Source organism: Paenibacillus sp. MDMC362 (assembly GCF_003269305.1).
GTDB lineage: Bacteria > Bacillota > Bacilli > Paenibacillales > Paenibacillaceae > Paenibacillus_AQ.
Genome location: NZ_QLYT01000085.1, coordinates 1 through 25137 on the forward strand (window position 1 = coordinate 1; position 25137 = coordinate 25137).

Below are 25137 nucleotides of genomic sequence, written 5' to 3' on the forward strand. Positions count from 1 at the left end.
GTTTGGGTGGGTGGACTATTTTACAAATCCCAACAGCATCTCACGAATCAGCTTCGCAGCCACGATCTGGGTCTGCTCGGTTGGATCGTAGATCGGTGCCACTTCCACGAGATCGCAGCCGACCACATTCACATCGGAGCCAGCAATGAGATGCACGGCTTCCAGCAGCTCTTTCGATGTGATGCCGCCCGCTTCTGCGGTACCGGTGCCCGGTGCGGCAGATGGATCAAGCACATCGATGTCGATGGTCACGTAGACCGGACGGTTACCCATGGAAGGCAAGGCTTCTTTAAGAGGCGCCGCCACTTCGAACGGATAGAAGTTAATGTTCTCGCGTCCATATTGGAACTCCTCGCGGGAGCCGGAACGGATACCGAACTGATAAATGTTCTTGCCGCCCATAATGCCCGCCGCTTTGCGGACCGGCGTGGAGTGGGACAGCGGCTCGCCCTCATAATGCTCGCGCAGGTCAGCATGGGCATCGATATGGATCAGAATAAGATCCGGATACTTCTCATACACCTTCTGAATGATTGGCCAGGATACGAGGTGTTCGCCGCCAAGTCCGATCGGGAATTTCCCGTCATCCAGCAGTTTACCTACATAATCGCCGATCACTTCAAGACTGCGGCCCGCATTGCCGAAGGGTAGCATCAGGTCGCCTGCATCGAAATACGTCATGTCTTCAATGCTTTTATCCAAGTACGGACTGTACTCCTCCAAGCCTACGGAAGCCTGGCGAATACGGGCCGGGCCAAAACGGGAGCCGGGACGGTAGCTAACCGTGAAATCCATCGGCATACCGTAAATGACGGCCTTGGACCCTTCATAATCCTCGGAGCTCAAAATAAACACGTTGCCGGAGTAACCTTGATCCAGTTTCATCAGTTTATACGCTCCTCCTTATTTCACCAGGTCTTCAACGAATTTCGGCAGCACGAATGCGGCTTTATGCAGGCGAGGCGAATAATATTTCGTATCCATCTCATCAATGGTGGACTCGTCCACTTCAAGCGGATCATACGTTTTGCTGCCCAATGTAAAGGTCCACAGACCGCTCGGGTACGTTGGAATGTTCGCTCCATACACACGAACGATCGGGAAGATTTCCTTCACGTCTTTGTTGACCTGCTGAATCAGGTCCGCTTTAAACCATGGGTTGTCCGTTTGCGCAACAAAAATGCCATCTTCCTTCAGCGCTTCGTAGATCCCTTGGTAGAATCCGCGCTCAAACAATGGAGCAGCCGGGCCCACAGGCTCGGTGGAGTCTACCATAATGACGTCGTATTCGTTCTTATGCTCAATAATGTGCATATATCCATCGTTAACCAGCACTTCGACCTTCGGATCATCCAGCTTGCCGGCGATCTCAGGCAAATACTGCTTCGAATATTCAATAACTTTTCCATCAATTTCAACGAGTACTGCTTTCTCTACGCCCGGATGCTTGATCACTTCGCGAATGACGCCACCGTCTCCTCCGCCGACAACAAGAACCTTCTTCGGATTTGGATGCGTGTTCAGCGCGGGGTGAGCGACCATCTCATGATAGACGAATTCATCCTTAATTGTAGTCATAACCATACCGTCCAGAACGAGCATGCGCCCGAATTCCTCAGTATCGATCATATCCAGTTGTTGAAACTCCGTCTTCTCATGTACAAAAGTCTCCCGGATTTTAGCCGTGATGCCAAAAGTCGGGGTTTGCTTCTCTGTGTACCATAATTCCATCGTCACTACCTTCTTTCCGCTAGAATAATGTTCAGCCGTCCAGATCCAAGCCGTAAAACTTTATTCGGGGCAGATGCCTTTAGCTTACAGTTTCACACTTTTCCTATTGTACCAAACAAATTAGATTATATTAAATCAAGCCCAAATTGCAACCAAAAGTTCCAGATCGCACGGACAGAAGCAAAATCCTCATGGTTTCCCATGAATATCCTTCCAGCTCTAGCCCCATACTATATAGAAAAAGAAGGCAGCCAAGGGGAATTCGAGCACAACTTCATCCCTAGCAGCTGAAAGCCCTCAACTTTTACAAAAAGGACTGGAAGGAGAACCATCATGCCGGGACAAAAAAATTCACCCAAGCGCAAACGTCGTTTCGTCCGGCTTGCTACATTTCTGTTCGTACTCCTTGGCATTTCCATCATCGCCGGCGGCATTCTGCTCGCCTATTTATTTATAACGCCACTGCCTGTCGCGGAAACGTCCCGCTACTCCCGTCTGCTCGACAGCCAAGGAGAATTAATCGCCACCTTCTCCACCACGGGACATACATCTGAGCAAGTGAGCTTAACCGATATATCTCCTCACCTGATCCAGGCTACCTTGGCAGTGGAGGACCGGAAGTTCTATGATCATCCGGGGTTTGATATGAAGGGCATGGCCCGGGCCGTACTGGTCAACCTGCAGCATATGGATCGCAAACAGGGGGCAAGCACGTTAACCCAGCAGCTTGCACGAAACCTATACCTATCTCATGAAAAAACGTGGACACGGAAGCTCAAGGAGGCCAAATTCACCGCCCAGCTTGAGATGAAATATACGAAAGATCAAATACTTGAAATGTACCTCAACGAAATTTATTACGGACACGGTGCTTACGGCATCGAGTCGGCGTCCCTGCTCTACTTCGGCAAGTCGGCAAAAAACCTGACGTTGGCCGAAAGCGCGATGCTGGCCGGCATTCCAAAGGGTCCGACGTATTACTCGCCCTACAACCATATCGACAACGCGCTCAAAAGACAACAGATTGTCTTGAATGCGATGGCGGAGACTGGATTCATTACCGAGACAGAAGCCGATAAAGCCGCCTCGGCCAAGCTCGCCCTGCTCCCTCAAGACCGGCAGGAGAATAAAGTGATTGCCTCCTATTTCCGGGACTATGTCCGGAGCCTCGTCACCAAACAGCTGAACATTACGGATCAGCAGCTTGAACAGGGCGGCCTGAACATCTACACGACACTTGACCCGCGGGCCCAAAAGGCAGCCGAAGAAGCTGTATCCTCGGGCATGGACAGCAAGAGCGAGCTGGAAACGGCGCTTGTATCCATCGACCCGCGAAACGGACACATTAAAGCCATGGTAGGCGGTAAGAACTACCGGGAGAATCAGTACAACCACGCGCTGGCCAAAACAAGGCAGCCCGGGTCGTCATTTAAGCCGATCATGTACTTAACGGCCATTGCATCCAAGGAAATGACGAGCACCAGCGTGTTCAACAGCCAGCCCACCCTGTTTCATTACGATAACAACCGCAAAACGTATCAACCCAGCAACTTCGGGGATAAATATTTAGGCGAAATCCCCATGCGGGAAGCCATCGCCGCTTCGGATAATATTTATGCCGTGAACACCATCATGAAGATCGGCCCGGATAAAGTCGCCGACATGGCGAAAAAGATGGGTATCACAAGTCCGCTGGAGCCTGTTCCTTCCCTGGCCCTGGGCACCTCGCCCGTGAGCCCGCTGGAGATGGCCTCTGCTTACGCCGTCATGGCTAACAGCGGCATACGGGTCTCCCCTGTCGCGGTGCTGAGTATCACCGACGCTGCCGGCCGCAGCTTGTACACAGCGCCGGAAGATGCAGGTGAACAAGTGGTTGAGCCTTCCGCTGCTTACGTGATGACGCGCATGATGGAGGGTGTGTTCGAGACTGGCGGCACAGGTAACCGTGTCTCTACCCTAATGAAACGACCGGTGGCAGGAAAGACAGGCACCACCGACACCGATGCTTGGCTTGTTGGCTATACGCCGGAGCTGTCGACGGCGGTATGGGTGGGGTATGACAAAGGACGGGAGATTAGCAAAGTGGACGGACGGCGGGCAGCTCCGATCTTTGCGCAGTATACGGAGAAGGCGTTGGAGAACGTACCGCCTAAAATTTTTCCGATCCCGGACGAAGTCGTCAGCGCATATGTGGATCCCAAGACCGGCAAGCTCGCCGGCGCCGGCTGTCCGGACAAAGTTCTGGAGGTTTTCGTCAAAGGAACGGAGCCTACGGAATATTGCGACGAACATAAAGGCGGGGAACCCGCCAAGAAGGCCAACCCTGCAGATGCCGCCGAAAAACAGGAAGAGCGTTCCTGGTGGAAGGATTTCAAACGATGGTGGGTCGAGTGACTCGGATCGTAACCGTCACATCAAAAAAACAGCAGCTCCTTTAAAGGGATTTTCCCGCACGAGGACCTGCTGTTTTTCTTTTTTTCATGATATGTTATGTGGATTGCTTCATTATAAAACGGTTATATATTCGATCATGGAACTACCCAAAATCACGATCACGAGCATCAGTGCAACGTAGACCAGGAGGATCGCATACAGCGGATCCAGGCCGCCGACCATTCTTTTTTTGTAGCTGGTCATGACGAACAACGGCACGGTCATCACGGTGCTGATGAACGACAGAAGAATGATAACCTTCGAGATATCGCCATTCAGGAACAGAAACAGAAAGCTGACCCCATACAACACGAGGAACAAGGGCAGCAAAGCGCCGAATCTTGCCATCACTTCTTTTAGCTTTGCAGCCGGGTTGAAGGACAGCTTGACCGCAGCGAAGGTAAAGACGTTCAGCAAGAATAGGAAAATCGCAGTCCAAACGGTTGGCTTTAGGACAAGATCTGCAAATGCCCCCTCAGGCAGCCCTTGCAGCTCATGATGAAGCGCTGCATACAGTGCGAGTGGAAAAAGAACAACATAGAGCAGCATGGACACGATTGCGTTGAAGAACTGGCTGCTTTCCGTTCCGGCAGCTGCGCCAAAGGGATTTTTTAATCCCTTCAGAAAATAATCCCCATAAAGCTGTCCGTACAATTTTAAGCTGGTCCAATAAGGATTGGGCTCCTCTTCCTCTTCAGAATGCTGCCGGCCTGCCGCTCGGAACGGAATATCCGGCGGGGTATATACCGGCAGAACAGATTCGGTCTGGCGTACATGAGGTAACTCTCCTCTACTGCCGGCATTTCGCCTAGTGACACTGTACGTCTCCGACGTTGCTGCTTGCTCTTTCATGGCGGCAAATACGGGTGAATCCTCGACAATCAGCCTTGCCCCACATTTTTTGCAATACTTCCCATCTCCCGTTTCATATCGACATATTGGACAAGTCATACTCTGGCCTCCCCTGTTCATACACATCCGCAAATCGAAGGATAGGTATTAGATAATGTACACATTCGAGTCGAAACGTTTGGCCCGTGCAAGGATGCTATGTAGCGCATCAGGCGCCCTTGGCCCAAGTATTCTTTTTATGCGAATTTACATCTTTTTGCTAATAGTATAAGTTGGCGTGTTATGAAATGGAAGGATTTTCTGAGGAACGATACTGCGCCTAACCCTTGGAATTGGTTAATACTATATGACTTGTTGATTCAATTTTGTCCTGTGAAATGCTTGTGAACAATCAAATAATCGTTTGAATATCGAGCGTAAATCGGGTATATTATGACTAACAATCAAATCAGCGTTTGAATATATATATAAAGAGCACTTATTGCTCCTAATCCAAGGAGGTTGTTCTTATGAATGTACGGACGATGAACGAAGAATTCGCCCTTGAGCTGTGTGAAACGGAATGTCCTTCAACTGAAAGGATTGCTTCCCTAAAAGAAACGATCTCCGATGAGGATATGATCGGCATGGCGGAAATTTTCAAGGCTTTGGCCGACCCGACGCGGGTCAAGGTAGCTTATATGCTGGACCGCGGCGGCGAGTTATGCGTTTGCGATGTAGCCGAAGTACTCGGAAGCTCAACGGCAACGGCCTCCCATCATCTGCGTACGCTGAAGAACAAAGATATCGCCAAATCGCGCAAGGCCGGAAAGAATGTATACTACTCGCTCAAAGATGACCATATCCGGACATTGCTTCACATGACGCTGGAGCACCAGAAGGAGAAGATGTAAATGAGCAAGGACAACCATCAACCTTCCACATCCTCTCCGGAGACAAGCGGCGAACTTATTGAATACCGGGTACAAGGACTCTCCTGCCCTAACTGTACACGTGAAATGCAGGAGGAGATCCAGAGGCTGGATCACGGGAACAATGCCCGTCTGAGTTACAACAGCGGGAAGCTGACCCTCTCTCCACATGTCAATCTAAGCCGAGTAGAAACCATTCTGAAAAGTGACGGTGCGCGCATCGTTTATGCTCCGCAGACAGCCTTATCGGCCGCCAGTGCTGAAGTGCAGCCTATCCATTCATCGCATGCTCACGGCTCGGCACAAGGACATGATCACGAACATGGCCATGATCATGCTCATGCTCATGAACATAGTCATGGCGGCATAGGGAGTATGAAGTGGCTGCTGTCCATCTCCGCTGTTTTCTATCTCTTCACCTTTCTATTGGAAGGAAAAGTCGCCGAACCGGTTGTGATCGCATTATATGCAGGCGCTATGATTTTGAGCGGATATACGACATTTTTGCGCGGACTGCGTAATCTGACCCGCTTTAAATTCAATATGGATACCCTGATGACCGTTGCGCTCGTGGGTGCCGTCATCATCGGGGAGTGGCGGGAGGCCACACTGGTTGCCATTCTGTTTGGTCTTAACGAGCTGTTGGAAGGCTACGGCATGAATCGGGCCCGGCAATCGATGGAAGCGCTGCTGGCTGCAGCGCCGAAGGAAGCGGATCTATGGAAAGACGGTCAAACCCAGCGCGTGCCGATCGAGAGTCTCACTCCCGGAGACGTTGTCCGGGTAAGACCCGGGGAGAAAATCCCTTCCGATGGAGCCATAACCCAAGGAACCGGGGCGGTGAACGAGGCCGCCATTACCGGGGAATCGGTACCTGTTACGAAACGGGAAGGCGATGCTGTGTTTGGCGGCAGTGTCAGCACCGACGGTGTGCTCTATATCGCCATATCGAAGGCCTATGAGGATTCCTCCCTGGCCAAGATCATGCATCTTGTACAGGAGGCACAGGACAGCAAAACGCCGACAGAGCTCTTCATCGATAAATTTGCTAAGTACTATACTCCCGCAATTATGATCATCGCGCTGGCGGTTACGCTGATTCCTCCGCTGCTGCTGAATCAGCCCTGGATGACCTGGATCTATCAGGGGCTGTCCATCCTCATTGTCGGATGCCCTTGTTCGCTTGTGCTTTCCTCTCCGATTGCATTGGTCAGCGGGATGACCCGCGCGGCACGCAACGGTATTCTGATCAAAGGCGGGGTCCACCTGGAGCAGCTTGGCCGGCTGGAAGCCATCGCTTTTGACAAGACGGGAACCTTGACCAAAGGCGAGCCTGCCGTCTATGCGGAGACGGTATATGATGAAACCAAATTTTATGCCGTTGTAGGCGCACTGGAGCAATCGTCTCTCCATCCGTTGGCTAAAGCCGTCATGAAACATCTGGAGATCAAGAATCCGCAGTGCATGTTCAATGAACCTCAACAGATAACGGTACTGCCAGGCGAAGGCATTCGGGCTGAAGTTGGAGGGAAATTGTTCTGGGTCGGAAGCGAGGAAGTGCTGAAGCATGTGAACGGCCAGCAAGATCATATCCGTGCCGTGGAGGATGACATTCGGCGCATGAAGGCCCAAGGCTATACGATCGTTGCCGCTGTAAGCGAGGATCGCGTATTAGGCCAGTTCGGCCTTGCCGACGAGATCAGACCGGAGACCGCAACCGTCGTCCGCAAGCTTCACGAGGCCGGTATCACGGATACAGTCATGCTGACAGGCGACCACGAGCAGTCCGCGCAAGCGATCGCGAAGCAATCCGGTGTAGCTCGGGTCTTCGCAAGCCTCCTGCCGGAACAGAAGGTTGCCAAGATCAAGGAGCTTTCTTCTCGCAAAAAAACCGGCATGGTTGGCGATGGTATTAACGACGCCCCTGCATTGGCCGCGGCCGATCTGGGTATCGCGATGGGGAAAGGGACCGACAGTGCCATAGAAACCGCCGATGTTGTATTGATGCAGGATCACCTTGGCAAGCTTCCGGGGGCCATCAAGACGGCAAGACGGGTCAATCAGATTATCAAGTGGAATATCGGGCTTTCCTTGTCGCTGAAGGCCATTGCTTTACTGCTTACGATCCCGGGATGGCTGACCCTGTGGATTGCAATCATATCGGACATGGGCGCAACCATTATCGTTACCTTGCTTGGTCTCACCATCCTGCTTGGCAAGGATCAGGAGCTGAAATCAGGATATTAATATAACCGGAGCTTCGCCCTTACAGGGCAGCTCCGTTTTTTTAGTCCGTCCTGTGGCCGCTAGCTATAATCTGACACCATCGCATATATCATTTTTTACATGATTTTGCGAAAGGGTGAAACATTCCCCATTATTTAGTCGTTTATATAGGCGGGAGTGAAAACCAGAAGGAGGAAAGACATGAAATCCGTACAAATCATCAAACTAGCAGGTTCCGCATCCATAGCATTGTCTTTAATGCTTACATCCTCATCGCTCGTCACCATTCCTGCCCATGCGGCAGCAGCCTCCACATCACAGAGCAAGGCAAACTGGAGCACGCTGGACGTGAAACATAAACCTTATACGAATAAGGGCGTCGTATTCATTCCATTGAAGGAAGTTTCCGAGCAGCTGCAGCTGCAGTTGACGATCCCTGGAAAGAACGAGCTGTACATTAATAGTCCGACCCAATCTGTTCGCATTATTATTGGAAATTCGCGCGCCATCAATGCCAAGGGTACCGCTCTGAAGCTTGAGGCGGCTCCGGTCGTGAAGAAAGGCGTGACTTATGTCCCCGCCAGCCTGATTGCCAAAAGCTTTGGCATTCCGCTGAAGTATGACAGCAAATCCGGACTTCGAACCACCTTTGATTCCTGGTCACAATACGCCTATGCTTCCAAGGCCAATATGCTGTTCTGGGTAAATCGCGAGAATGGCATGCTGTCGATGGGTAAAGCCGGATCCATGCCAGCCCAAGTTGGTATAATCCCGGTTGAGGAGATCGATCAAGTCAGCTTAAGCGCACATCGCATCAATAGCAATACCTATGTGGTCGACTTGTCCAATTATTACGGCGAACCTCATATTCATGAGGGAAGATACCGGGTGCTCATACAGGACAAGAAAATCCTGAAGCTATCCAAAACCAATCATTCCAATTTCGCCGGGGTCAACTACCATCCGGACCAACTCAGCTACAAAGGCAATATTGCCATGATGAACGGCAGTACGCTTGAGCTGGTTCATCCGATGGGCAAAACGGTCAAAACTTATGACCTGGCCGCGCTTACGGGAGTAAAGGATAGTTTTGTCGTAGAAGCGATTGAACAGGACTTCCTGCTCGTCCGACCATACACGAAAGCGACCCTGTATATCGTCCATCCGACTGGCAAGACAGCCGAGCTTATCTATCCTGAGCTTCTGGACGAGGAAACCATCAAGGTCATTGAGGAAATGCCGCCGAATGAGGTGGGCTTCATTGGTGACGGCCTTACGTATCTCGGAAATGCCGGCGGCAAGCTGACGTTCCAATACAACAATCCGTTTCTCGATCAAAAAGAAAAGCTGACCTACACCCTTCCATTCTAATCGATATGCAAATAAGTAGAAGACCGGCCGGATTCATTCACGAATCCAACCGGTCTTCTTCACGTTCATCTCTTTTTGGAAAGACTGCTTAAATTTATTGTATCATTCCGCTGTCTGAAGAGCTTCCCTGAATTCCTCTGGCGATGCATTCCACCATTCCTCGTTACGCGAAATCAGTAGCTCGCGCAGTGCCTTCTTCTCGACGTCGCCAAGACCATCCAGAATGATCTTGCGCTTCATTGCCGCATCCATTTTATTCACATGATCGGCGAGGATCTTCCAGCCGCGACGGGCCTCCTGGTCGATCCACATTTCACAGGCGGTCATGCCTGCATAATGCTGTCCTTCCGCGGTACGATCTACAGCCACCCACACGATCCATACCTGGCGTCCATTGGGCACCTCATCCCGGTTCATGCTGAAACGGATACCCTTCTCCACCTTACTCTTGGCATGCATGGCCCCAATATCCACTCGGGCCTCGCCATTATCGATAATGACGGGTGACAGACTGTTCAGATCGATGGAGCCTGATCCAAACCCTTTATGCTTACTCTTGCTATTAATAATATTCAAAGCAATCGGTTTCTTCGCACCCTGCTTCTGCTCTTCATTCTCCACTGCTGCCGACCTCCTATATCAGAGCCGATCCTTACGTATCAGCTGCTAAATTGATAACCATGTCCCAATAATTTTATTTTAACTAATAATCCCCCAAAAGCAAACATATACATGCACTAGATGCTTGTCAACGGGAGGTTGTTCGATATGGTCCCACCACGTGCCAAAGTCTTTCTATCATCCCTGCTTGCCCTAGGTTTGCTTGCAGGATCGATGCCGATATTTCTGAATCCAGGGTCCTCAGCGTCTGCTCTTGCCCCAAATGCGGGCAAGCCCTCCGCCTCTGCCGTGGAGAAGGCCCCGCTCTCACCGCCTAAGGTGCAGCCTAATATTCCCGCTCCGGCCTTAAGCGACCGGCTGGTGGAATATCATATGGATGTTCGGTACGAGCCAGAGGAGAACAAGCTTAAGGGCAAACAGACACTCACTTGGACTCATCCAGGCAAAAAAAGCGTAAACGAGCTGTACTTTCATCTGTATCCCAATGCGTTTGCTTCCAATGACACGACTTTTATGAGGGAATCGGGCGGCAGGCTTCGTTCAGATCCCATGCCAGATGACGGATACGGCTCCATGACCATTACCAGCGTGAAAACAACCGAAGGACTGGCCCTGACCCATCGCCTTCAATTTGTTCAACCCGATGACGGCAACATCAAGGATCACAGCCTTGCCAAGCTAAGGTTGCCTAAGCCCATCAAGAGCGGGGAGAGTGTTACCCTTCATTTGGAGTTCGAGGTCGAGCTTCCCAAAATATTTGCCCGCATGGGAACCACCGAGAATTTTATTATGGCTGGCCAATGGTTTCCGAAAATTTCGGTCTATGAACCGGCCGGTCTTCGCGGAAGAGCAGAGGAAGGCTGGAATCTTCATCAATACCACGGCAACTCCGAATTCTATTCCAACTTCGGCATTTACAGCGTTCGCATCCGAGTGCCCGAAAATTACATTGTCGCCGCGACCGGATTCCCTACCAAGCCTGCCCAAAAATCAAACGGGGAAAAAATTTATCAGTTTTACGCGGATGACGTGCATGATTTTGCCTGGTCGGCATCACCGAACTTTGTCACGGCAGAAGAAGCATTCTCCGCACCAGGCATACCTGGCGTCCGCATCAAGCTGTATCTCGATCCGGCCCATAAAGACTTAAAGGAACGTTACTTTGATGCCGCCAAGTCGGCGCTCGCTTCGTTTGGAAAATGGTACGGAACCTATCCGTATTCCACGTTGTCCATCGTCGTTCCGCCCGAAACGGGCAACGGTGCAGGCGGCATGGAATACCCGACGCTGGTCACGGCCTTCGGTGCCAAGAACGATTCGCCGGGGTATGAGCTGGAACGGACCGTTATTCATGAGATCGCCCATCAATATTTTTACGGAATGATCGCAAGTAACGAATTTGAGGAAGCGTGGCTGGACGAGGCCTTTGCAACCTATGCGGAAGAACGAGTGATGGAAAAGGAATACGGGATTACCTCCAATACGGCGGCTCAGGGAGCATCCATTACTTCTCCTGCACCGCTGAAGATGGAATCCTGGAAATACAGCTCTCACGAAAACTACGCACTGAATGTTTATACGAGGGGCAAGCTGGTGCTGCAAGGCATCGAACGGCAGGTCGGTCCACAGATGATGGGCAAGATTATGCATACCTATGCCCAGAAATACCGCTTCAAGCATCCAACCACATCTGACTTTCAGAAAGTCGTCGAGCAAGTAAGCCAAACGTCCTGGCAGTCGTATTTTGACCAATATGTATATGGAAGCCAGATGGCGGATGTCGCCATCGACGTGATCAAAACCAAAAATAAAGGCACGGCTGAAAATCCTCGGTATGAGTCCACGGTCCAGATTACGAGCAAGGACGGGGATATCACCGATGTGCCGATCGTGTTCGCCTTTGAGGACGGCAAAACGGTGGAACGAACCTGGAGCGGCAAAAACGGCAAAGTTGCGTACACCCTGGAGTACAGCTCTCCGCTCGCCTGGGCTATGGTTGATCCGAAGTACTCCATCGTCTTGGAGAATAAACACATCAATAACTATATGAAGGCAGGAATGGATCCGACGGTGGTTACACGCTGGAATCTCAGCATTACCAAGCTTCTGGAGACGCTGTTCGGCAGCCTGTCATGGTGAGGGGGGAGCACATGAAAAGTTACGCAGGCCAAGGGTGGATCAGTGTTAAAGACCAGCTTTACGTCTCGATTCTGCTCTTCTTATACCGTTTGCTGTGGGGATATTGCCTGTACCGACTCGTAAAATCGGCAGTCGTCCCCCTTCTGATGCGATACCCGGATGCCGCTCCTAACGAGCTCAGCCGTCTTTTATTCTTCTACGAGGGCGAGATGAGCCTGTCCTTGAGCAGCACAGTACACACCTACGGATGGCTTCTTGCCGGTTTACTCCTGATCAGGATGGTCCTCACCCCGCTTATTCGGGCCGGCATCTTCTACAACCTTCACCAGGAAGCCAAGGGTGAGCGCGGTTTATTCTTCTTCACAGGCATGCGGAAACTGTGGAAACCCGTAACGTCATTCTATCTGGTTGAGCTTATTCTCACCTTCGGGCCCGGTTACTGGATTCTGCCCAAAATCCTGCCGATTCTGCTGAATGGAATTCAGGAGCCTGTTCTGCTGCTTCATGCACTGCCCTATGCAGCTGTCTGGTTCTTGTACGCCTATCTGATCCGCCTGTTATTGCTTTATATGCAATTTGGCCGTACCGGAAATTCCAGCATGGTCAGCTCTATCCATGCGCTCTTCCGTCGTTTGGGCACAGCGATGCTGTTATCCGTCACCATCGGCGGATCCGCCTGTGTCATTCTGCTGCTCCTGAGTTCGGCCTCGCTCTTCTGGGCCGGGTTGATCGGATTAATTATTCAGCAGGCCTCTTATTTCCTGAATGGACTTTTCCAAATTTGGGCAATGTCCGCTCAATATCATTTGTGGAGAGATTCCTCCTCACAGCATCCTTAATGGTTACAGTTCGTCGCCCTAAAACAATGAAACACGCTCGTGAATAAGCTGTAATCAGAAGCGACACGTTTCTATCCCGCGCTAGATTTTACAGAAAATAAGAGTTCAATTATCCTCAATATTACAAATTTTTGAACGCCAAATTACAAAAAAACCTGTATCCCCAAGATGGGGACAGGTTTTTTTGTTTAAAAATAATCTTTCCTCGTTTGCCAAATTGTTAATACTCTGCTAAAATAACGAATATGTTAGTAACAACTTTGTCATCTTTACTGTAACTTTTATGTAGGAACGTTGTAATTCGCTAACTATGTTGGAACGTCAAACGTCAATGAATGGGTTCATCAACATTTTAAGGAGCCGAATTCCCATAACGATTTGGGAAGCGGGGGATCCGTTTTGGGTGAATTGATCTCGCAAGAGAGGGATCATAGGGGACCTTCAACCGAACCCTTAAGCTAACCTCGCAGGCAATGGAAGGGGCTTTTGTTTTGAAAAAGAAGTTAACGGCTGTTTCTCTAGGCCTCGCACTCGCACTCACATTAGGGACCGGAAGCGCTTTCGCCGATTCCAAATTAAATACTGCAATCAAACCAGCCATTGGTGTTTCTTACAAAACAGGTGGAACTACAACGAATGGATTTGACTGCTCCGGATTCACCAGCTATGTTTACAAGAAGCTTGGTCTTAGCCTGCCGCGTACGTCTGCAGCTCAATACAAAGTAGGTACGGCCGTATCCAAGAGCAACCTGAAAGCTGGCGATCTCGTGTTCTTCAACACATCCGGTAGAGGTGTATCTCATGTGGGTATTTATGTCGGGAGCGGCAAATTCGCTCATTCTTCATCTTCGCGCGGTGTCATTGTCAGTCCGCTGAGCCAGAGCTATTACGCCAAACGATATGTAGGCGCTAAGAGAGTTATGAGTCAGAATACGTACAAATCCGTAGCTGTGAACTACAATTAATGTTGGAACTTAATTGATTTACTCTTACAAGAAAGCCCTGGGTTAATGAGATTGTGCCGATCTCATCCAGCGGCTTTTTTCTTTGGTTGATTGTGTGTATACCTTTATAACGTTCAGGACAGCAAAAAAGTTCCCGCTTTTCGAAAAAAAATGAAATTTATTATACAAGTTCACTTCACTTCGCCATGTCTTCACATCATCTATCCTTTATATACCCTTCTCTCCCTTCATTAAACAGCTGATTTGGAAAAATATTGATTTTGTTTGGTGCTTCGACAGCTAATGCTAATGAAAAATAGCGAAATCCATCAAGAAATAATTGCCAATCCCGCTTGCTGTCTGATAGAATGGACGCAGTAACAACTTTGTCATTAATGTAAGTGCTTTAATATATAGATTGCTATGCCTCGCGGCAACAAAAAGGAGCTTACCATGCTGAAGAAAACATTATCGACAGCAGCGCTAAGTATCACGCTGTTGTTTACTTTGAGCGTTGGCAGCGTGTTTGCTGATGGTGCGCTGGATCAGGAAATCGATAAGGTTCTAGGTACAAAATACAGCTACGGCGGTACTACCACCAGCGGATTTGATTGTTCCGGCTTCACCATGTACGTTTATGCTAAACTCGGTCTAAAGCTCCCGCATCAATCCGGCTCTCAATTCGACATGGGGACAAGCGTGTCCCGTAAGGAGCTGCGCGCTGGCGATTTGGTGTTCTTCAACACATCGGGCCAAGGCATCTCCCACGTCGGCATTTATGTCGGCGATGGCAAATTCGCCCATGCTTCCTCCAACCGCGGCGTGGTTATCAACCGCCTCGCAGAGGATTACTACGATCAGCGATACGTCGGTGCAAAGCGTCTCATGAGCGATGATAAGTATGCAGAGTCGGTCGGTGAATCATCCTAAGCTATAGAGGCTAATCTTCCCTATACATACTGCTTGCCCGTTAAAGGAGGCCTTACCTCTTTTTTGCGGGCTTTTTTGATGCGAATTGGATGTTCGTAATATGATTATTATTTTATGCAGACGATAGGAGGACATCGCAAATGGATACCGCACCGATTGCATTTCACACCGTAGTCATGCGTGAAGAACACGCCGAAGAAATATGCGCCTGGGTCTACCCTCCTCCCTATAATATCTATGGTTTTCTTCCCTGGGAGCAGATGAAAGGGCTTGAGGTGGAGTTTGGCGATCCGGACATTCGCCAGAGACAGTACATCTCGGTTCTGGATGAGCGGGAGGCCCTCTGGGGATTTGCCCAGCTGTTTCCGATGCATGAGGTTACACGAATCGGACTTGGCATGCGGCCTGATTGGTGCGGGCGTGGAATGGGTAAACGATTTATGCAGACGATTGTCCGGGAAGCCAGACGGAGACGGCCTGCCGACGAAATCGACCTTGAGGTAATGACCTGGAATGAACGAGCAATCCGCGCTTATCAAAGGGCAGGCTTTCACATTACCGATACGTATGAGCGGCTTACGCCAACGGGCAACGCCCTTTTCCACTGTATGGTGTATGAGCCCCCGGCAAATGAGGAATAGTAATCTTTGTCTATATGAAAAAGCACAATTTTGTGTACTTTTTATGAAGCTACGCCGTATAGTTGCTTTTTTTGTCACAACTGGCTATGCTGTCTATGGATGTTGGTTTATAATGGAGACAAGTGCAAAAGTGCAGTATACATAGAAGGGACGATATGACGATGCAAAAATGGATCATGAGCGGATTGTTCTTCGTCGCATGTGCGTTGGCTATCGCGCTGATGTTTACGCTCCCAGGTAAGGAACAGGTAGCTCAGGAAGAGAAGCCGACCATGCCGGAAGTGACTCTCGATGCTGCCGCAGCGGAAGCCACACTGAAAGCAAGCTGCATTAGCTGTCACGGCGACCAACTTCAAGGCGGCGCTGGACCGGCTTTGAATCAAGTAGGCGGACACATGGATGCGGACGCGATCTTCAACGTTGTAACCAAAGGTCGTAAGGGAATGCCTTCCTTTAAAGACCAACTTAAACCTGAAGAAATCGCAAACATCGCGCTGTACCTTGCTGAGAAAAAATAAATCAGCTTATACGCAAAACACGCTTGCACCTGGAGTTGTTCCCGGTGCAAGCGTGTTTTTTACATATTCGGGACCTCTGAAAGACTAATGGTCTCCCCTTCTATTGTCCCGCCTTGACATCTTTCGAACGACTCTTCTCATAGGCTTCGTTAAACTGCTGCGCTTCCTTAATATCCACAGCCGTAATGCCACCGTCGTCCCAAGAAGTGAGACGAAGTGTAACGACTTTATAATCTATGGTGATGTAGGGGTGATGTCCGAAAGCTTCCGAAATAGCTGCCACTTCATCAACAAAAGCGATTCCCTTCATGAAGGAGGAGAAGGTATACTTTCGTACAATCCATCTCCCTTGTTCAAATTCCCAACCCTCAAGCTTTTCCAGATGAGCCTCTACTTCTTGCTGCGTATAAAGCATCTTTTATCTTCCTCCCCGAAAAAAAACCTATCTTAAAGCCGACTAACCGTAATATGGGCTATCTGTCATCTATTCTATTCTGCCCTGTATCTATTGATAACTGGAGTGATTACACAAGGGCCACAAAAGCCAACTCTTCTTCACCAATCAAAATATGTATTCGATGGTTCTTCTGATCATGCATAACCACGCCGCTGCCAACATTAATCACCGGCTCTGTGCCCAGCGCATAGAACAAATCCTCTGCCAGCGCCTCATGGACCTCATTTCGCTCAGCTTCACCCAGATTATCCCAGTCCCCAGCTTCCATTTCAAAGAAGACATAGCTGTCAGAAATTCGCCCAACCGCCTCGGTCAGTTCTGCCAGAATTTCGCCATAATCCCTTCCGTGCTTAACGCCCATCTTAATCACTCCTTTCCTTGCCGTACTTAGCTTCGTTTCCCTTCCTTCCATTATAACGGAAATTACAACTAAAAAAAAAAGCCCGACCTGACGATAAATAGGATAACGCCCCACATAAGGGGCCCGGTTCTCCTTGAGAGCCGTTCTGACGAATGGATTCGTTATTTTATTTCTCACGGATGAGGTGTGGTATGGAAATTTCAACAATTATAGGCTTAATCCTCGGTATCGTCGCGGTACTGGTGGGCATGATTCTTAAAGGTGCCTCCCTTCTCGCTTTGTATAACCCGGCAGCCTATCTAATCATTCTTGGCGGTACGGCAGCAACTTTATTCATCGGATTTCCGCTATCCGAACTGAAAAAGGTTCCGAAGCTGGTCAAAATGACGTTCATGAAACAGAATTTGATGGACAAGACGGACATGATTAAGCTGTTCATGGAATGGGCTTCGATTACGCGCCGTGAAGGTCTGCTGGCTCTGGAAACCAAAGTCGATGAGATCGATGACAGCTTCCTGCGTAACGGAATGCGCATGATTATCGACGGCAACGATCAGGAATTCGTACGCGATGTATTAATGGAAGATATCAACGCCACGGAAGAACGCCATCGTTCCGGCTCGCTGATCTTCTCACAGGCCGGCATGTATGCACCTTCCCTCGGGGTACTCGGAGCCGTTATCGGTTTGATCGCCGCATTATCCCACATGGAAGATATGGGCGAACTCGCTCATGCCATCGGGGCTGCGTTTATTGCTACCCTGCTCGGTATCTTCACCGGTTATGTTATCTGTCACCCGATTGCGAATAAACTCAAGCGTCTATCCAAACGGGAGGTTGAAATCCGCCTGATGATGGTAGAAGGCCTGCTGTCCATTCAGTCCGGTGTATCCACCATTGCAATCAATCAAAAGCTCTCCGTGTTCCTGACACCGTCTGAACGGGCTGAGCTCAGCGAGAGGGAGGCTGGTGCTAGTGAGCAAAAAGACTAGGCACGAGCCGCATGAGGAGCATGCCGACGAATCCTGGCTTCTTCCTTACGCAGACTTACTGACCTTGCTTCTGGCCCTGTTCCTGGTGCTATACGCCATGAGCGCGACAGACGCACGCAAATTTCAAGAAATGAGCGAAGCCTTTAGCGTTGCTCTCACTGGCGGTACCGGCGTGCTGGATTATAGCAAAACGGAACCCAGCGATGACCCGCCCAATATTAAAGATCATAAAGCGACATCCCCTGCCGTTCCCGCAACAACACCTGACCAACGACGTGCAGAGCTGATGCGTCAGGAACAACAGGATCTGGAGAAGCTAAAGAAGCAGCTCGATAATTATATTAAAAATAACGGTTTAACCTCGGAGCTCAGTACCAAGTTGAACCACTCCCAGCTTGTCATTACGATTCGGGATAACGCCTTGTTCCCTTCCGGTGAAGCCGTTGTGAAACCGGAGGCCCGTAAACTGGCCAAGGCTATCTCGCAAATGCTTCATAAGTTCCCGGACTATGAAATCATTGTATCCGGCCATACGGACAATGTACCAATCTCTAACAGCCGATATCCGTCGAACTGGGATTTAAGCTCGGATCGTGCCTTGCAATTCATGAAGATTCTGCTCGCCAACTCGGAGTTGGATCCTAAACGGTTCATGCCGATCGGTTATGGTGAATACCATCCGATTGCCGACAACAACACCGCTGCTGGACGAGCGAAGAACCGCAGAGTCGAGGTTTCCATTATACGTAAATACCAGGATAGTGCCACCTTTACCAGCGTGAATGAATAACTTTAAAGGGAACGGTCCCTACAGACTATAACACACAATAAACAACCGATGCATCTGGTCTCCAGATCCCATCGGTTGTTTTTGTTTAGGGTTATAGATGTATTTCAGCCTGCTACTCTAGCCTATAGTTCAGCAGCCGACCAAGCTCTTCCTTCTCTTTCTCGTTAAGATCACGCCAAGCGCCGATGCGTTGACTGCCGAGACGGATATTCATAATCCGGATTCGCTGTAACTTTCGAACCTCATAACCAAAAGCGCTGCACATTCTGCGGATTTGACGATTTTTCCCCTCCGTCAGAATGATTCGGAACATGCGCTCGGACATGCGAGTGACCTCACAGGGCAGCGTCATCTCACCTAAAATCTTGACGCCGCTGGACATGCCGCTAAGGAAGGATTCCGTTACCGGGCGATCCACCGTCACAATGTATTCTTTCTCATGTTTCCCCTCGGAGCGAAGGATCTTATTCACGATATCCCCATCATTCGTCAGCAGAATCAGTCCCTCGGAGTCCTTATCCAATCGTCCGATAGGAAAAATACGCTCATTATGGCCTACGAAATCTACAATATTGCCCTTAATATGCGGTTCGGTGGTGCTTGTGATCCCGACCGGCTTATTAAGAGCAATATACACATGCTTCTTCTTATCTTGTAGCGGCTTTCCCTGAATTCGGACATCGTCTCCTTCTTCTGCCTGGCTTCCAAGGACTGCAACCACGCCATTAATGGTAACCTTCCCGCTCTCCACCAGCTTGTCCGCTTCACGCCGTGAGCAATATCCTGTTTCACTTATAAATTTATTGATTCTCAAGATGCCATCCCCTTATCTGTAACTACTTCTTGCTTATCCCTCAATTGCATTCCGCTGAACCGCAGGCAGAACTATACTCACCTTCGTTCCTGCACCCACTTCACTTTCGATTTCCATCATACCCCGGTGGCCCTGAATAATACGCTGGCTTACCATCAATCCCAGCCCTGTGCCCGTCTCCTTATTCGTAATAAACGGTTCCCCAAGATGCGGCATCAGATCCTCCGGAATTCCTTGCCCTTCATCCCGAATGTCGATTTGGACCCATTCACCCTTCGGCCTTGAAAGCTCAATCCAGATCTTGCCGCCATCCGGCATTGATTCAATTGCATTCTTCAGCAAATTGATGAACACCTGCTTGAGCTGGTTCTCCTCACAGTGTACGTAGGTTAGTGCTTCAGTAAACTTCAATTTGAACTCGATGCTGTACAAATGGGCTTGGCTGTCGAGGAATGAAATAACATCTCTCAAAATGATCCGTACATCCCTCTCTTGGAAATGAATTGCCTGCGGCTTCGCTAATATCAGAAATTCACTGACAATCAGATTAATTCGATCCAGCTCCGACAGCATCAGATCAATATGGTCCGGATTGACCTTGTGGGTCTGCTGCTGAAGCTGCAGAAATCCGCGAAGGGTCGTCAGCGGATTCCGGATCTCATGAGCAACCCCGGCAGCCAACTGGCCAACGGTATTGAGCTTCTCCGAACGACGCAGCAGTTCCTCGATACGATTGCGTTCCGTCACATCCCGAGACACGCTAATCATGGAAGTAACCTCACCGTTCTCATCGCGCACCAGCGAGGTGCTGATGCTGACCTCAATAGCGCTTCCATCCTTGTGAAGGCGGACCGTTTCCACTGGAGGAAGCCGTTCTCCGGCCCGCAGGCGGCGGATGCGTTCCTTTTCTTCTTCCTCTTTAGCCGGAGGGACAAGTGCAGGCTTCCGTCCAACCACTTCGTGCGCCTTCCAACCATACAATTGCTCAAACGCTTTATTTACGCTTATAACCCGTTCATAGGTATCGGTTGTATGAATGGCGTCGGCCGTCTGATTAATGACCGACTCCAGATACTCCTTAACGGACTGATTCTCATCGACCATTTGCTTCAACTGGCTCGTATAGTTGCCCAGATTACGTGTCATCGCATTGATTCGACCGGCAAGCTGACCCAGCTCGTCCCGGCTGCTTACCTCCAGCCTTCGATCAAAGTGACCATCCGACACATCATTTACAGTCCCAAGGATAGCCTGAATCGGCTTGGTAAAATACCCTGCAACAATATAACTGCCGAATATCACAATCTCCAATAAAACCAATGAGATCGCCACAAGACTGATCATCTGCTCCCTCATCACGGAGGAGATGGCTTCATAGTCCATTACGACACTAATGACACTGGTCGGTTTATTTTCGGATACGATAGGGATGAAGCTTTTTAGGACCTTCTTATTATTGATGGTGCTGACAAACACCACATTATCGCCGGTAGAAACAGCCTTCTGCACAGCTTCCGCATCTTGGTCCAGGCTCCCATAGTCATAGGTGCCGAATGTAATCGGTCGATTGCGAAGCTTGTGATGAACGTCATCCGTTCCATCTTCCCTCATATATTCATTGCCAAACGTTTCAGGGTTGATGCCTGTTACTTCCAATATCCGCGGATTCGACTTCAAGGTCTCCTTCACAACGGTGTCCGGACTTGTAATCTTCACAAAGTCCTTGATATTCGAATTCCTTATGTAGGGATCAATAATATAATTGCGCTTGCTATCGTAATAGTATCCCCATTTATCAATGAATTCCGGATTGGATGTAGAGAACTCGAACGGTCCAGACCAAAAATGATCGGAACGCTGCCCCTCGGTGACCGAGACGACTTTACCATACTGGAACAATTCCAGAAAAGCCGTATGCCAATACCCCCAGTTCTTTGTTGAAAGGCCGATTTCATCTTGGGAGGAGGATCGGGCAACAACGATATCATCATTCGTCCGAACCAATAATGAAATGTGAGTGACGCCAATCTCCTTACTCAACTCCACCAATTGCTGATTGGTTATATTGTTAATATCCGGATCCAAAGCTTTTGCCACGTTGACCGCGGCCACCTTCAGCATATCACCGAATATGTTATCCACATATGCAGAACTAAAGCCGGTTTGCTGAACCGTAATGGCGATCTGAGTAGCGGCCATCACCATCTTGGTTTCACTATCCTGCTGCAAATTTTCCTGGGTCGTGTAATAGTTCAGCGTAATGTTGAGCAGAAGAATAAATAATACCGATATGGACATGATCATCGATAATTTCGTCTTAATCGACAAGTGGCATCTTCACCTTTCTGCTGTCACATAGACGACTTGCGAATCTAATACCCTCATGATACCTTGATCACGAACGTTTGAAAAGACAAGCGGCTTTATGGCTATATGGTTTTTTCCACAATCGCATTGCTATTGAAATAAGGAATCCTTACAATATAAGAGGTCATTCCCGGGGTAAAATAAACAGCGTATCCACAGATTGCGCACAAATACACAACTCATCTGTGGATAATGTGTATAACTTTGTGCATAAGATTTTACTTATCCACAATTCTGTCCACAACATGTTAACAAACGAATAAACGTTCGTTGAACATTGGGTATAAATACAGGGTTTTAACGGGCTGTGAAAGGAGACTTTAGTTTGATATCAAATTCAATAGACCCACTGGCTGTGGATAACGCTAATCATGAACACTGGATGAGAGAAGCCATTGTGGAAGCACAGAAAGCCGAAGAGCTCGGTGAAGTTCCGATTGGTGCTGTCATCGTGCGAGGCGATGAGATTATTGGCCGTGGATACAATTTGCGTGAAACGACTTACGATGGTACGGCCCATGCCGAGATGGTAGCTATTCGGGAGGCAAGCCAGCATCTTGGAGCATGGCGGCTGCTGGACTGCCGATTATACGTGACGCTCGAGCCCTGTCCCATGTGTGCAGGAGCTATCGTCCAATCCCGGGTCCCACAGCTGATCTATGGTACTGGTGATCCCAAAGCCGGTTGTGCCGGTACACTGATGAATTTGCTTCAAGAGCCGCGTTTTAATCACCGGACTAACGTGGTTCAGGGCGTGCTGCAGGAAGAATGCGCCTCACTGCTCACTCAGTTCTTCCGACGTTTGCGCGGGAAATTATGATCATTTGTAGAATATAAGTAAAACAACGTAAAAACCCGGCCATGACGGCCGGGTTTTGTTGTCTGCGATGAATAATATTAATAAGTGCCCATTTGGCTCATGGATTCCTCAAATTGCTCCATCGTGATGACATCAGCATCTTTTGGAATACCGATTTTGAATTCTTGTTTTGCGTTGATGTTGTTGTATTGGGTGCTACCCTTCACAGCCAACTTCACGTTCTCATTGGTTTCTGGATCGTTGAAATCAACGTTCAACACAACATCCTGATACGCAGGGAAATCCTTTTTATCGATAGCCGTGTTGATGTTGAATGTGTTGATCTTCAGATACTTCTGCATCTCTTCCAAGCCCGCTTTGAATTCGTCTTGGTTAACGTTAGATACTTCTGCTTTAGCAGCGTCGATATCTTCTTGGGTCAGACCCAGCAATTCGCGGTACTCGTCTTTAGCCGCAATGTCAACAACCTTAGGTGCAACCTTGTTTACCATAATATCCAATGCTTCATTCAGGTTATCATTGGTTACAAAGAATTGAACCACTTGTTTAGCATCCACGCCTTCTGGAAGGCCAGCATCTTTAACATTGATCTCTTTGAAGTATTTCGCTTGGTCATACTCGCTCAGCAAGGCTTCAAGGATTTCGTTAACGAATTTCTGGGACTTCTCAGTATCCAGGCTTTCTGGGCTAAACGTTTCACCGGATTGCTCAGCAAGCTCTTTCATGTCCATCATGAGGAACTTACCAACAACGTCCTCTGGGAATGGCAGCATTGGAATGCTTGGAACTTTAACGTAGATTTTCTCTTTCGTCATCACCATATCAATATTGAAGGACATCGCCATGTCACCCTTCAGATTGATACCCATGTTCATCTCAGTTTGCATTGGATCAGCTTGGTAGATACCGTCAAGCGTAACCTCAGCATTCTTCAACATCGTCATCGCCTGTGTTACGCTTGGATCGCCTTCAACTGCAGGTATGTTAACTTGAAGGTCTTCAATGACAAATTTACTCTTCATTTCGTAGGATGTCATCTTCATCGCGTTCGTAGCAGCATTTGTCATCGCTGCCTTAGGCTCTTCTTTTTTGGCGCAGCCAGAAAGTACAACTGTCACTGTGAGCAGCAGTGTCAGCATGATAGCTGCAAACTTCTTGTTCATTAAAATTTCTCTCCCCTCTAACAGTCAAAAAAATAACAGACCTTCTAATCATAAACCATTTAACCAAAATGAGAAACACTTTCTGGAATATTTACTGAAATTTTATTTCCTTTCTTTTTCCATCCATCTTAAGTTCAAACTTCTTAACATGCGAATAAGGTGGGGCCCCAAAATATTACACTTGAACACTAATACGGAAGTTGGACGCAAAAGGTTTCAAAACGAAAAAAAGAACCTCCTGTCGAATGACAGGAAGTTCCCTCGATTCTTGCTTTCTAGCCTCTCCGTATTCACTTCTACAGGCTTTTAGCCCTCCGGATTGAAATGTCCATCCTGTTTACGGATCTTCGCTCTGTGCGAGCCTGACAGCGGCTCCTGGCCTCCACGGTCATGATCCTTGCGCTGCTTCGGCTGCTCCTGTGCTTCCGGTACCGGAATCGCTTTTGGTTTGCTCATCTGATAGCCCTCCATTTCATGGATCACAACGATGTCTTACGCTATCCCTGCCTCTGATGTCCATACCATGGTCGACAGCACGGAAACTGTCTCCCTCATTTATGGAACTAGTGATGCGTGATTTGCTGCAGCGTTTGGGCACACTCATGGATATGGCGCGTATAATCGCCGACCATGCCCTGAATGTTCTCATTACGCTCATCCGTCGTTGCGCCATCACGCTCAACATCGACCAAATCGACCTTCACTTCCCGTGAATCTACATAGGTGCATTGAAAATCAAATGAATACTCCTGGCGACCTGCTGCATCAATGTGAATGCGGATGGCGTTCGGATCCCCTTGGTCTGGAGCCACTTCTGCGCGATCTCCCGGCTTTAATATGGTGGGCAGCCTTTCCTGCCAAGCATTGACCAGCGTCGACTGATCCACATTCAGTTCTGAGTTCATGTTCACACCTCCCCTTCCCTATAAATTGCGATAACAGGGGATGTTTTATACAACACCCTCCATAAAGCAGAATCCTAATGAAGGGAATACCATGCAATGATTTCTAATAAAATAGAGCAAAAAAACCGTTTCCCTAAGGAAACGGTTTATGTTTCATATGTATGGCGGAGAGGATGGGATTCGAACCCATGTGGAGTTGCCCCCTAACGGTTTTCAAGACCGCCCCGTTATGACCGCTTCGGTACCTCTCCATGTGGTAATGATCCATGCAAATGAATCACGTGCAAAAATCATTATACCACAAGGCAAACT

General features: G+C 49.0%; 24 protein-coding genes, 1 tRNA gene and 1 riboswitch. Of the genes, 13 read left to right on the forward strand and 12 right to left on the reverse strand.

The genetic code is table 11. The features are described from left to right. Positions 1–15: 15 nt before the first annotated feature. Together speB and speE are read right to left on the reverse strand one after the other, a co-directional pair. Positions 16–885, reverse strand: coding sequence for an agmatinase (speB, locus tag DP091_RS29865; RefSeq protein WP_100541604.1), 870 nt, complete (start codon positions 883–885; stop codon positions 16–18). Between the two features lie 18 nt (positions 886–903). Next, the gene (gene speE / locus DP091_RS29870; RefSeq protein WP_113061663.1) at positions 904–1731 is read right to left on the reverse strand and encodes a polyamine aminopropyltransferase; all 828 of its coding nucleotides are present in this window, start codon (positions 1729–1731) and stop codon (positions 904–906) included. 333 nt (positions 1732–2064) lie between these two features. Here speE and DP091_RS29875 point away from each other — a divergent pair, with 333 nt between their 5' ends. Continuing rightward, positions 2065–4125 (forward strand): transglycosylase domain-containing protein, encoded by a 2061-nt coding sequence (locus DP091_RS29875; RefSeq protein WP_113061664.1) that lies wholly within the window; start codon positions 2065–2067, stop codon positions 4123–4125. Positions 4126–4236: 111 nt separating this feature from the next. Here DP091_RS29875 and DP091_RS29880 read toward each other — a convergent pair whose 3' ends face one another. Further along, the gene (locus tag DP091_RS29880) at positions 4237–5115 is read right to left on the reverse strand and encodes a hypothetical protein (protein WP_113061665.1); all 879 of its coding nucleotides are present in this window, start codon (positions 5113–5115) and stop codon (positions 4237–4239) included. Between the two features lie 410 nt (positions 5116–5525). Between DP091_RS29880 and DP091_RS29885 the strand changes: the two genes are divergently transcribed. The 3 genes from DP091_RS29885 to DP091_RS29895 all read left to right on the forward strand — a co-directional run bounded on the left by DP091_RS29885 (position 5526) and on the right by DP091_RS29895 (position 9524). Then, positions 5526–5909: an ArsR/SmtB family transcription factor gene (locus DP091_RS29885; protein ID WP_113061666.1), complete on the forward strand. Its 384-nt coding sequence runs from the start codon at positions 5526–5528 to the stop codon at positions 5907–5909. Beyond that, complete coding sequence (locus DP091_RS29890; RefSeq protein WP_113061667.1) at positions 5910–8174, forward strand: heavy metal translocating P-type ATPase; 2265 nt, start codon at positions 5910–5912, stop codon at positions 8172–8174. It begins immediately after the preceding gene. A 180-nt stretch (positions 8175–8354) separates the two neighbouring features. Beyond that, positions 8355–9524, forward strand: coding sequence for a copper amine oxidase N-terminal domain-containing protein (locus DP091_RS29895; protein WP_113061668.1), 1170 nt, complete (start codon positions 8355–8357; stop codon positions 9522–9524). Positions 9525–9626: 102 nt separating this feature from the next. Here the strand turns inward: DP091_RS29895 and DP091_RS29900 are convergent, their stop codons facing one another. Continuing rightward, entirely contained in the window at positions 9627–10145 is a 519-nt protein-coding gene (locus DP091_RS29900) for a YwhD family protein (RefSeq protein WP_071221123.1), read from the reverse strand. Positions 10146–10292: 147 nt separating this feature from the next. Here DP091_RS29900 and DP091_RS29905 point away from each other — a divergent pair, with 147 nt between their 5' ends. The 6 genes from DP091_RS29905 (at position 10293) to DP091_RS29930 (ending at position 16156) form a co-directional block, all read left to right on the forward strand. Beyond that, positions 10293–12284 (forward strand): M1 family metallopeptidase, encoded by a 1992-nt coding sequence (locus DP091_RS29905; protein WP_113061669.1) that lies wholly within the window; start codon positions 10293–10295, stop codon positions 12282–12284. 11 nt (positions 12285–12295) lie between these two features. Further along, entirely contained in the window at positions 12296–13123 is an 828-nt protein-coding gene (locus DP091_RS29910) for a hypothetical protein (RefSeq protein WP_113061670.1), read from the forward strand. Positions 13124–13471: 348 nt separating this feature from the next. Further along, positions 13472–13611, forward strand: a riboswitch (cyclic di-AMP (ydaO/yuaA leader). Positions 13612–13614: 3 nt separating this feature from the next. Next, positions 13615–14088, forward strand: a complete 474-nt coding sequence (locus DP091_RS29915) for a C40 family peptidase (RefSeq protein WP_113061671.1) — start codon at positions 13615–13617, stop codon at positions 14086–14088. A 435-nt stretch (positions 14089–14523) separates the two neighbouring features. After that, on the forward strand, positions 14524–14997 hold the full coding sequence (locus DP091_RS29920) for a C40 family peptidase (RefSeq protein ID WP_113061684.1): 474 nt from the start codon (positions 14524–14526) through the stop codon (positions 14995–14997). Between the two features lie 140 nt (positions 14998–15137). Beyond that, positions 15138–15638, forward strand: a complete 501-nt coding sequence (locus tag DP091_RS29925; RefSeq protein ID WP_113061672.1) for a GNAT family N-acetyltransferase — start codon at positions 15138–15140, stop codon at positions 15636–15638. Positions 15639–15799: 161 nt separating this feature from the next. Continuing rightward, a complete protein-coding gene (locus tag DP091_RS29930) occupies positions 15800–16156 on the forward strand; it encodes a c-type cytochrome (protein ID WP_006207476.1) in 357 nt (118 codons plus the stop codon). A 100-nt stretch (positions 16157–16256) separates the two neighbouring features. Here DP091_RS29930 and DP091_RS29935 read toward each other — a convergent pair whose 3' ends face one another. After that, the gene (locus DP091_RS29935; RefSeq protein WP_113061673.1) at positions 16257–16571 is read right to left on the reverse strand and encodes a 4a-hydroxytetrahydrobiopterin dehydratase; all 315 of its coding nucleotides are present in this window, start codon (positions 16569–16571) and stop codon (positions 16257–16259) included. A gap of 109 nt (positions 16572–16680) precedes the next feature. Further along, on the reverse strand, positions 16681–16974 hold the full coding sequence (locus DP091_RS29940) for a hypothetical protein (protein WP_113061674.1): 294 nt from the start codon (positions 16972–16974) through the stop codon (positions 16681–16683). 191 nt (positions 16975–17165) lie between these two features. On the opposite strand from DP091_RS29940, the gene motA reads away from it, so the two are divergent. Both motA and motB read left to right on the forward strand, forming a co-directional pair. Then, the gene (gene motA / locus DP091_RS29945; protein WP_071221116.1) at positions 17166–17966 is read left to right on the forward strand and encodes a flagellar motor stator protein MotA; all 801 of its coding nucleotides are present in this window, start codon (positions 17166–17168) and stop codon (positions 17964–17966) included. Then, on the forward strand, positions 17950–18756 hold the full coding sequence (gene motB / locus DP091_RS29950) for a flagellar motor protein MotB (protein WP_113061675.1): 807 nt from the start codon (positions 17950–17952) through the stop codon (positions 18754–18756). The genes motA and motB overlap by 17 nt, the downstream gene beginning before the upstream one ends. 112 nt (positions 18757–18868) lie before the next feature. Here the strand turns inward: motB and rluF are convergent, their stop codons facing one another. After that, positions 18869–19570, reverse strand: coding sequence for a 23S rRNA pseudouridine(2604) synthase RluF (gene rluF, locus DP091_RS29955; RefSeq protein WP_113061676.1), 702 nt, complete (start codon positions 19568–19570; stop codon positions 18869–18871). 33 nt (positions 19571–19603) lie between these two features. Next, positions 19604–21898, reverse strand: coding sequence for an ATP-binding protein (locus DP091_RS29960; protein WP_113061677.1), 2295 nt, complete (start codon positions 21896–21898; stop codon positions 19604–19606). Between the two features lie 364 nt (positions 21899–22262). Between DP091_RS29960 and tadA the strand changes: the two genes are divergently transcribed. Then, positions 22263–22757, forward strand: a complete 495-nt coding sequence (gene tadA, locus DP091_RS29965) for a tRNA adenosine(34) deaminase TadA (protein ID WP_113061678.1) — start codon at positions 22263–22265, stop codon at positions 22755–22757. A gap of 77 nt (positions 22758–22834) precedes the next feature. Here the strand turns inward: tadA and DP091_RS29970 are convergent, their stop codons facing one another. The 4 genes from DP091_RS29970 to DP091_RS29985 all read right to left on the reverse strand — a co-directional run bounded on the left by DP091_RS29970 (position 22835) and on the right by DP091_RS29985 (position 25076). Then, positions 22835–23920 carry a hypothetical protein gene (locus tag DP091_RS29970; RefSeq protein ID WP_071221111.1) on the reverse strand — a complete coding sequence of 362 codons (1086 nt, stop codon included), beginning with the start codon at positions 23918–23920 and terminating at the stop codon, positions 22835–22837. A 306-nt stretch (positions 23921–24226) separates the two neighbouring features. Beyond that, on the reverse strand, positions 24227–24376 hold the full coding sequence (locus DP091_RS29975; RefSeq protein ID WP_098741251.1) for a small acid-soluble spore protein P: 150 nt from the start codon (positions 24374–24376) through the stop codon (positions 24227–24229). A 107-nt stretch (positions 24377–24483) separates the two neighbouring features. After that, positions 24484–24825 carry a hypothetical protein gene (locus tag DP091_RS29980; RefSeq protein ID WP_113061679.1) on the reverse strand — a complete coding sequence of 114 codons (342 nt, stop codon included), beginning with the start codon at positions 24823–24825 and terminating at the stop codon, positions 24484–24486. Positions 24826–24987: 162 nt separating this feature from the next. Further along, positions 24988–25076, reverse strand: a tRNA-Ser gene (locus tag DP091_RS29985). Positions 25077–25137 lie beyond the last annotated feature (61 nt).

Bases quoted from the DNA above. Each gene is read 5' to 3' on its own strand.
- speB (WP_100541604.1), bottom strand. From the start codon at position 885: ATGAAACTGGATCAAGGTTACTCCGGCAACGTGTTTATTTTGAGCTCC.
- speE (WP_113061663.1), bottom strand. From the start codon at position 1,731: ATGGAATTATGGTACACAGAGAAGCAAACCCCGACTTTTGGCATCACG.
- DP091_RS29875 (WP_113061664.1), top strand. From the start codon at position 2,065: ATGCCGGGACAAAAAAATTCACCCAAGCGCAAACGTCGTTTCGTCCGG.
- DP091_RS29880 (WP_113061665.1), bottom strand. From the start codon at position 5,115: ATGACTTGTCCAATATGTCGATATGAAACGGGAGATGGGAAGTATTGC.
- DP091_RS29885 (WP_113061666.1), top strand. From the start codon at position 5,526: ATGAATGTACGGACGATGAACGAAGAATTCGCCCTTGAGCTGTGTGAA.
- DP091_RS29890 (WP_113061667.1), top strand. From the start codon at position 5,910: ATGAGCAAGGACAACCATCAACCTTCCACATCCTCTCCGGAGACAAGC.
- DP091_RS29895 (WP_113061668.1), top strand. From the start codon at position 8,355: ATGAAATCCGTACAAATCATCAAACTAGCAGGTTCCGCATCCATAGCA.
- DP091_RS29905 (WP_113061669.1), top strand. From the start codon at position 10,293: ATGGTCCCACCACGTGCCAAAGTCTTTCTATCATCCCTGCTTGCCCTA.
- DP091_RS29910 (WP_113061670.1), top strand. From the start codon at position 12,296: ATGAAAAGTTACGCAGGCCAAGGGTGGATCAGTGTTAAAGACCAGCTT.
- DP091_RS29925 (WP_113061672.1), top strand. From the start codon at position 15,138: ATGGATACCGCACCGATTGCATTTCACACCGTAGTCATGCGTGAAGAA.
- DP091_RS29930 (WP_006207476.1), top strand. From the start codon at position 15,800: ATGCAAAAATGGATCATGAGCGGATTGTTCTTCGTCGCATGTGCGTTG.
- DP091_RS29935 (WP_113061673.1), bottom strand. From the start codon at position 16,571: ATGCTTTATACGCAGCAAGAAGTAGAGGCTCATCTGGAAAAGCTTGAG.
- DP091_RS29940 (WP_113061674.1), bottom strand. From the start codon at position 16,974: ATGGGCGTTAAGCACGGAAGGGATTATGGCGAAATTCTGGCAGAACTG.
- motA (WP_071221116.1), top strand. From the start codon at position 17,166: ATGGAAATTTCAACAATTATAGGCTTAATCCTCGGTATCGTCGCGGTA.
- DP091_RS29970 (WP_071221111.1), bottom strand. From the start codon at position 23,920: ATGAACAAGAAGTTTGCAGCTATCATGCTGACACTGCTGCTCACAGTG.
- DP091_RS29975 (WP_098741251.1), bottom strand. From the start codon at position 24,376: ATGAGCAAACCAAAAGCGATTCCGGTACCGGAAGCACAGGAGCAGCCG.
- DP091_RS29980 (WP_113061679.1), bottom strand. From the start codon at position 24,825: ATGAACTCAGAACTGAATGTGGATCAGTCGACGCTGGTCAATGCTTGG.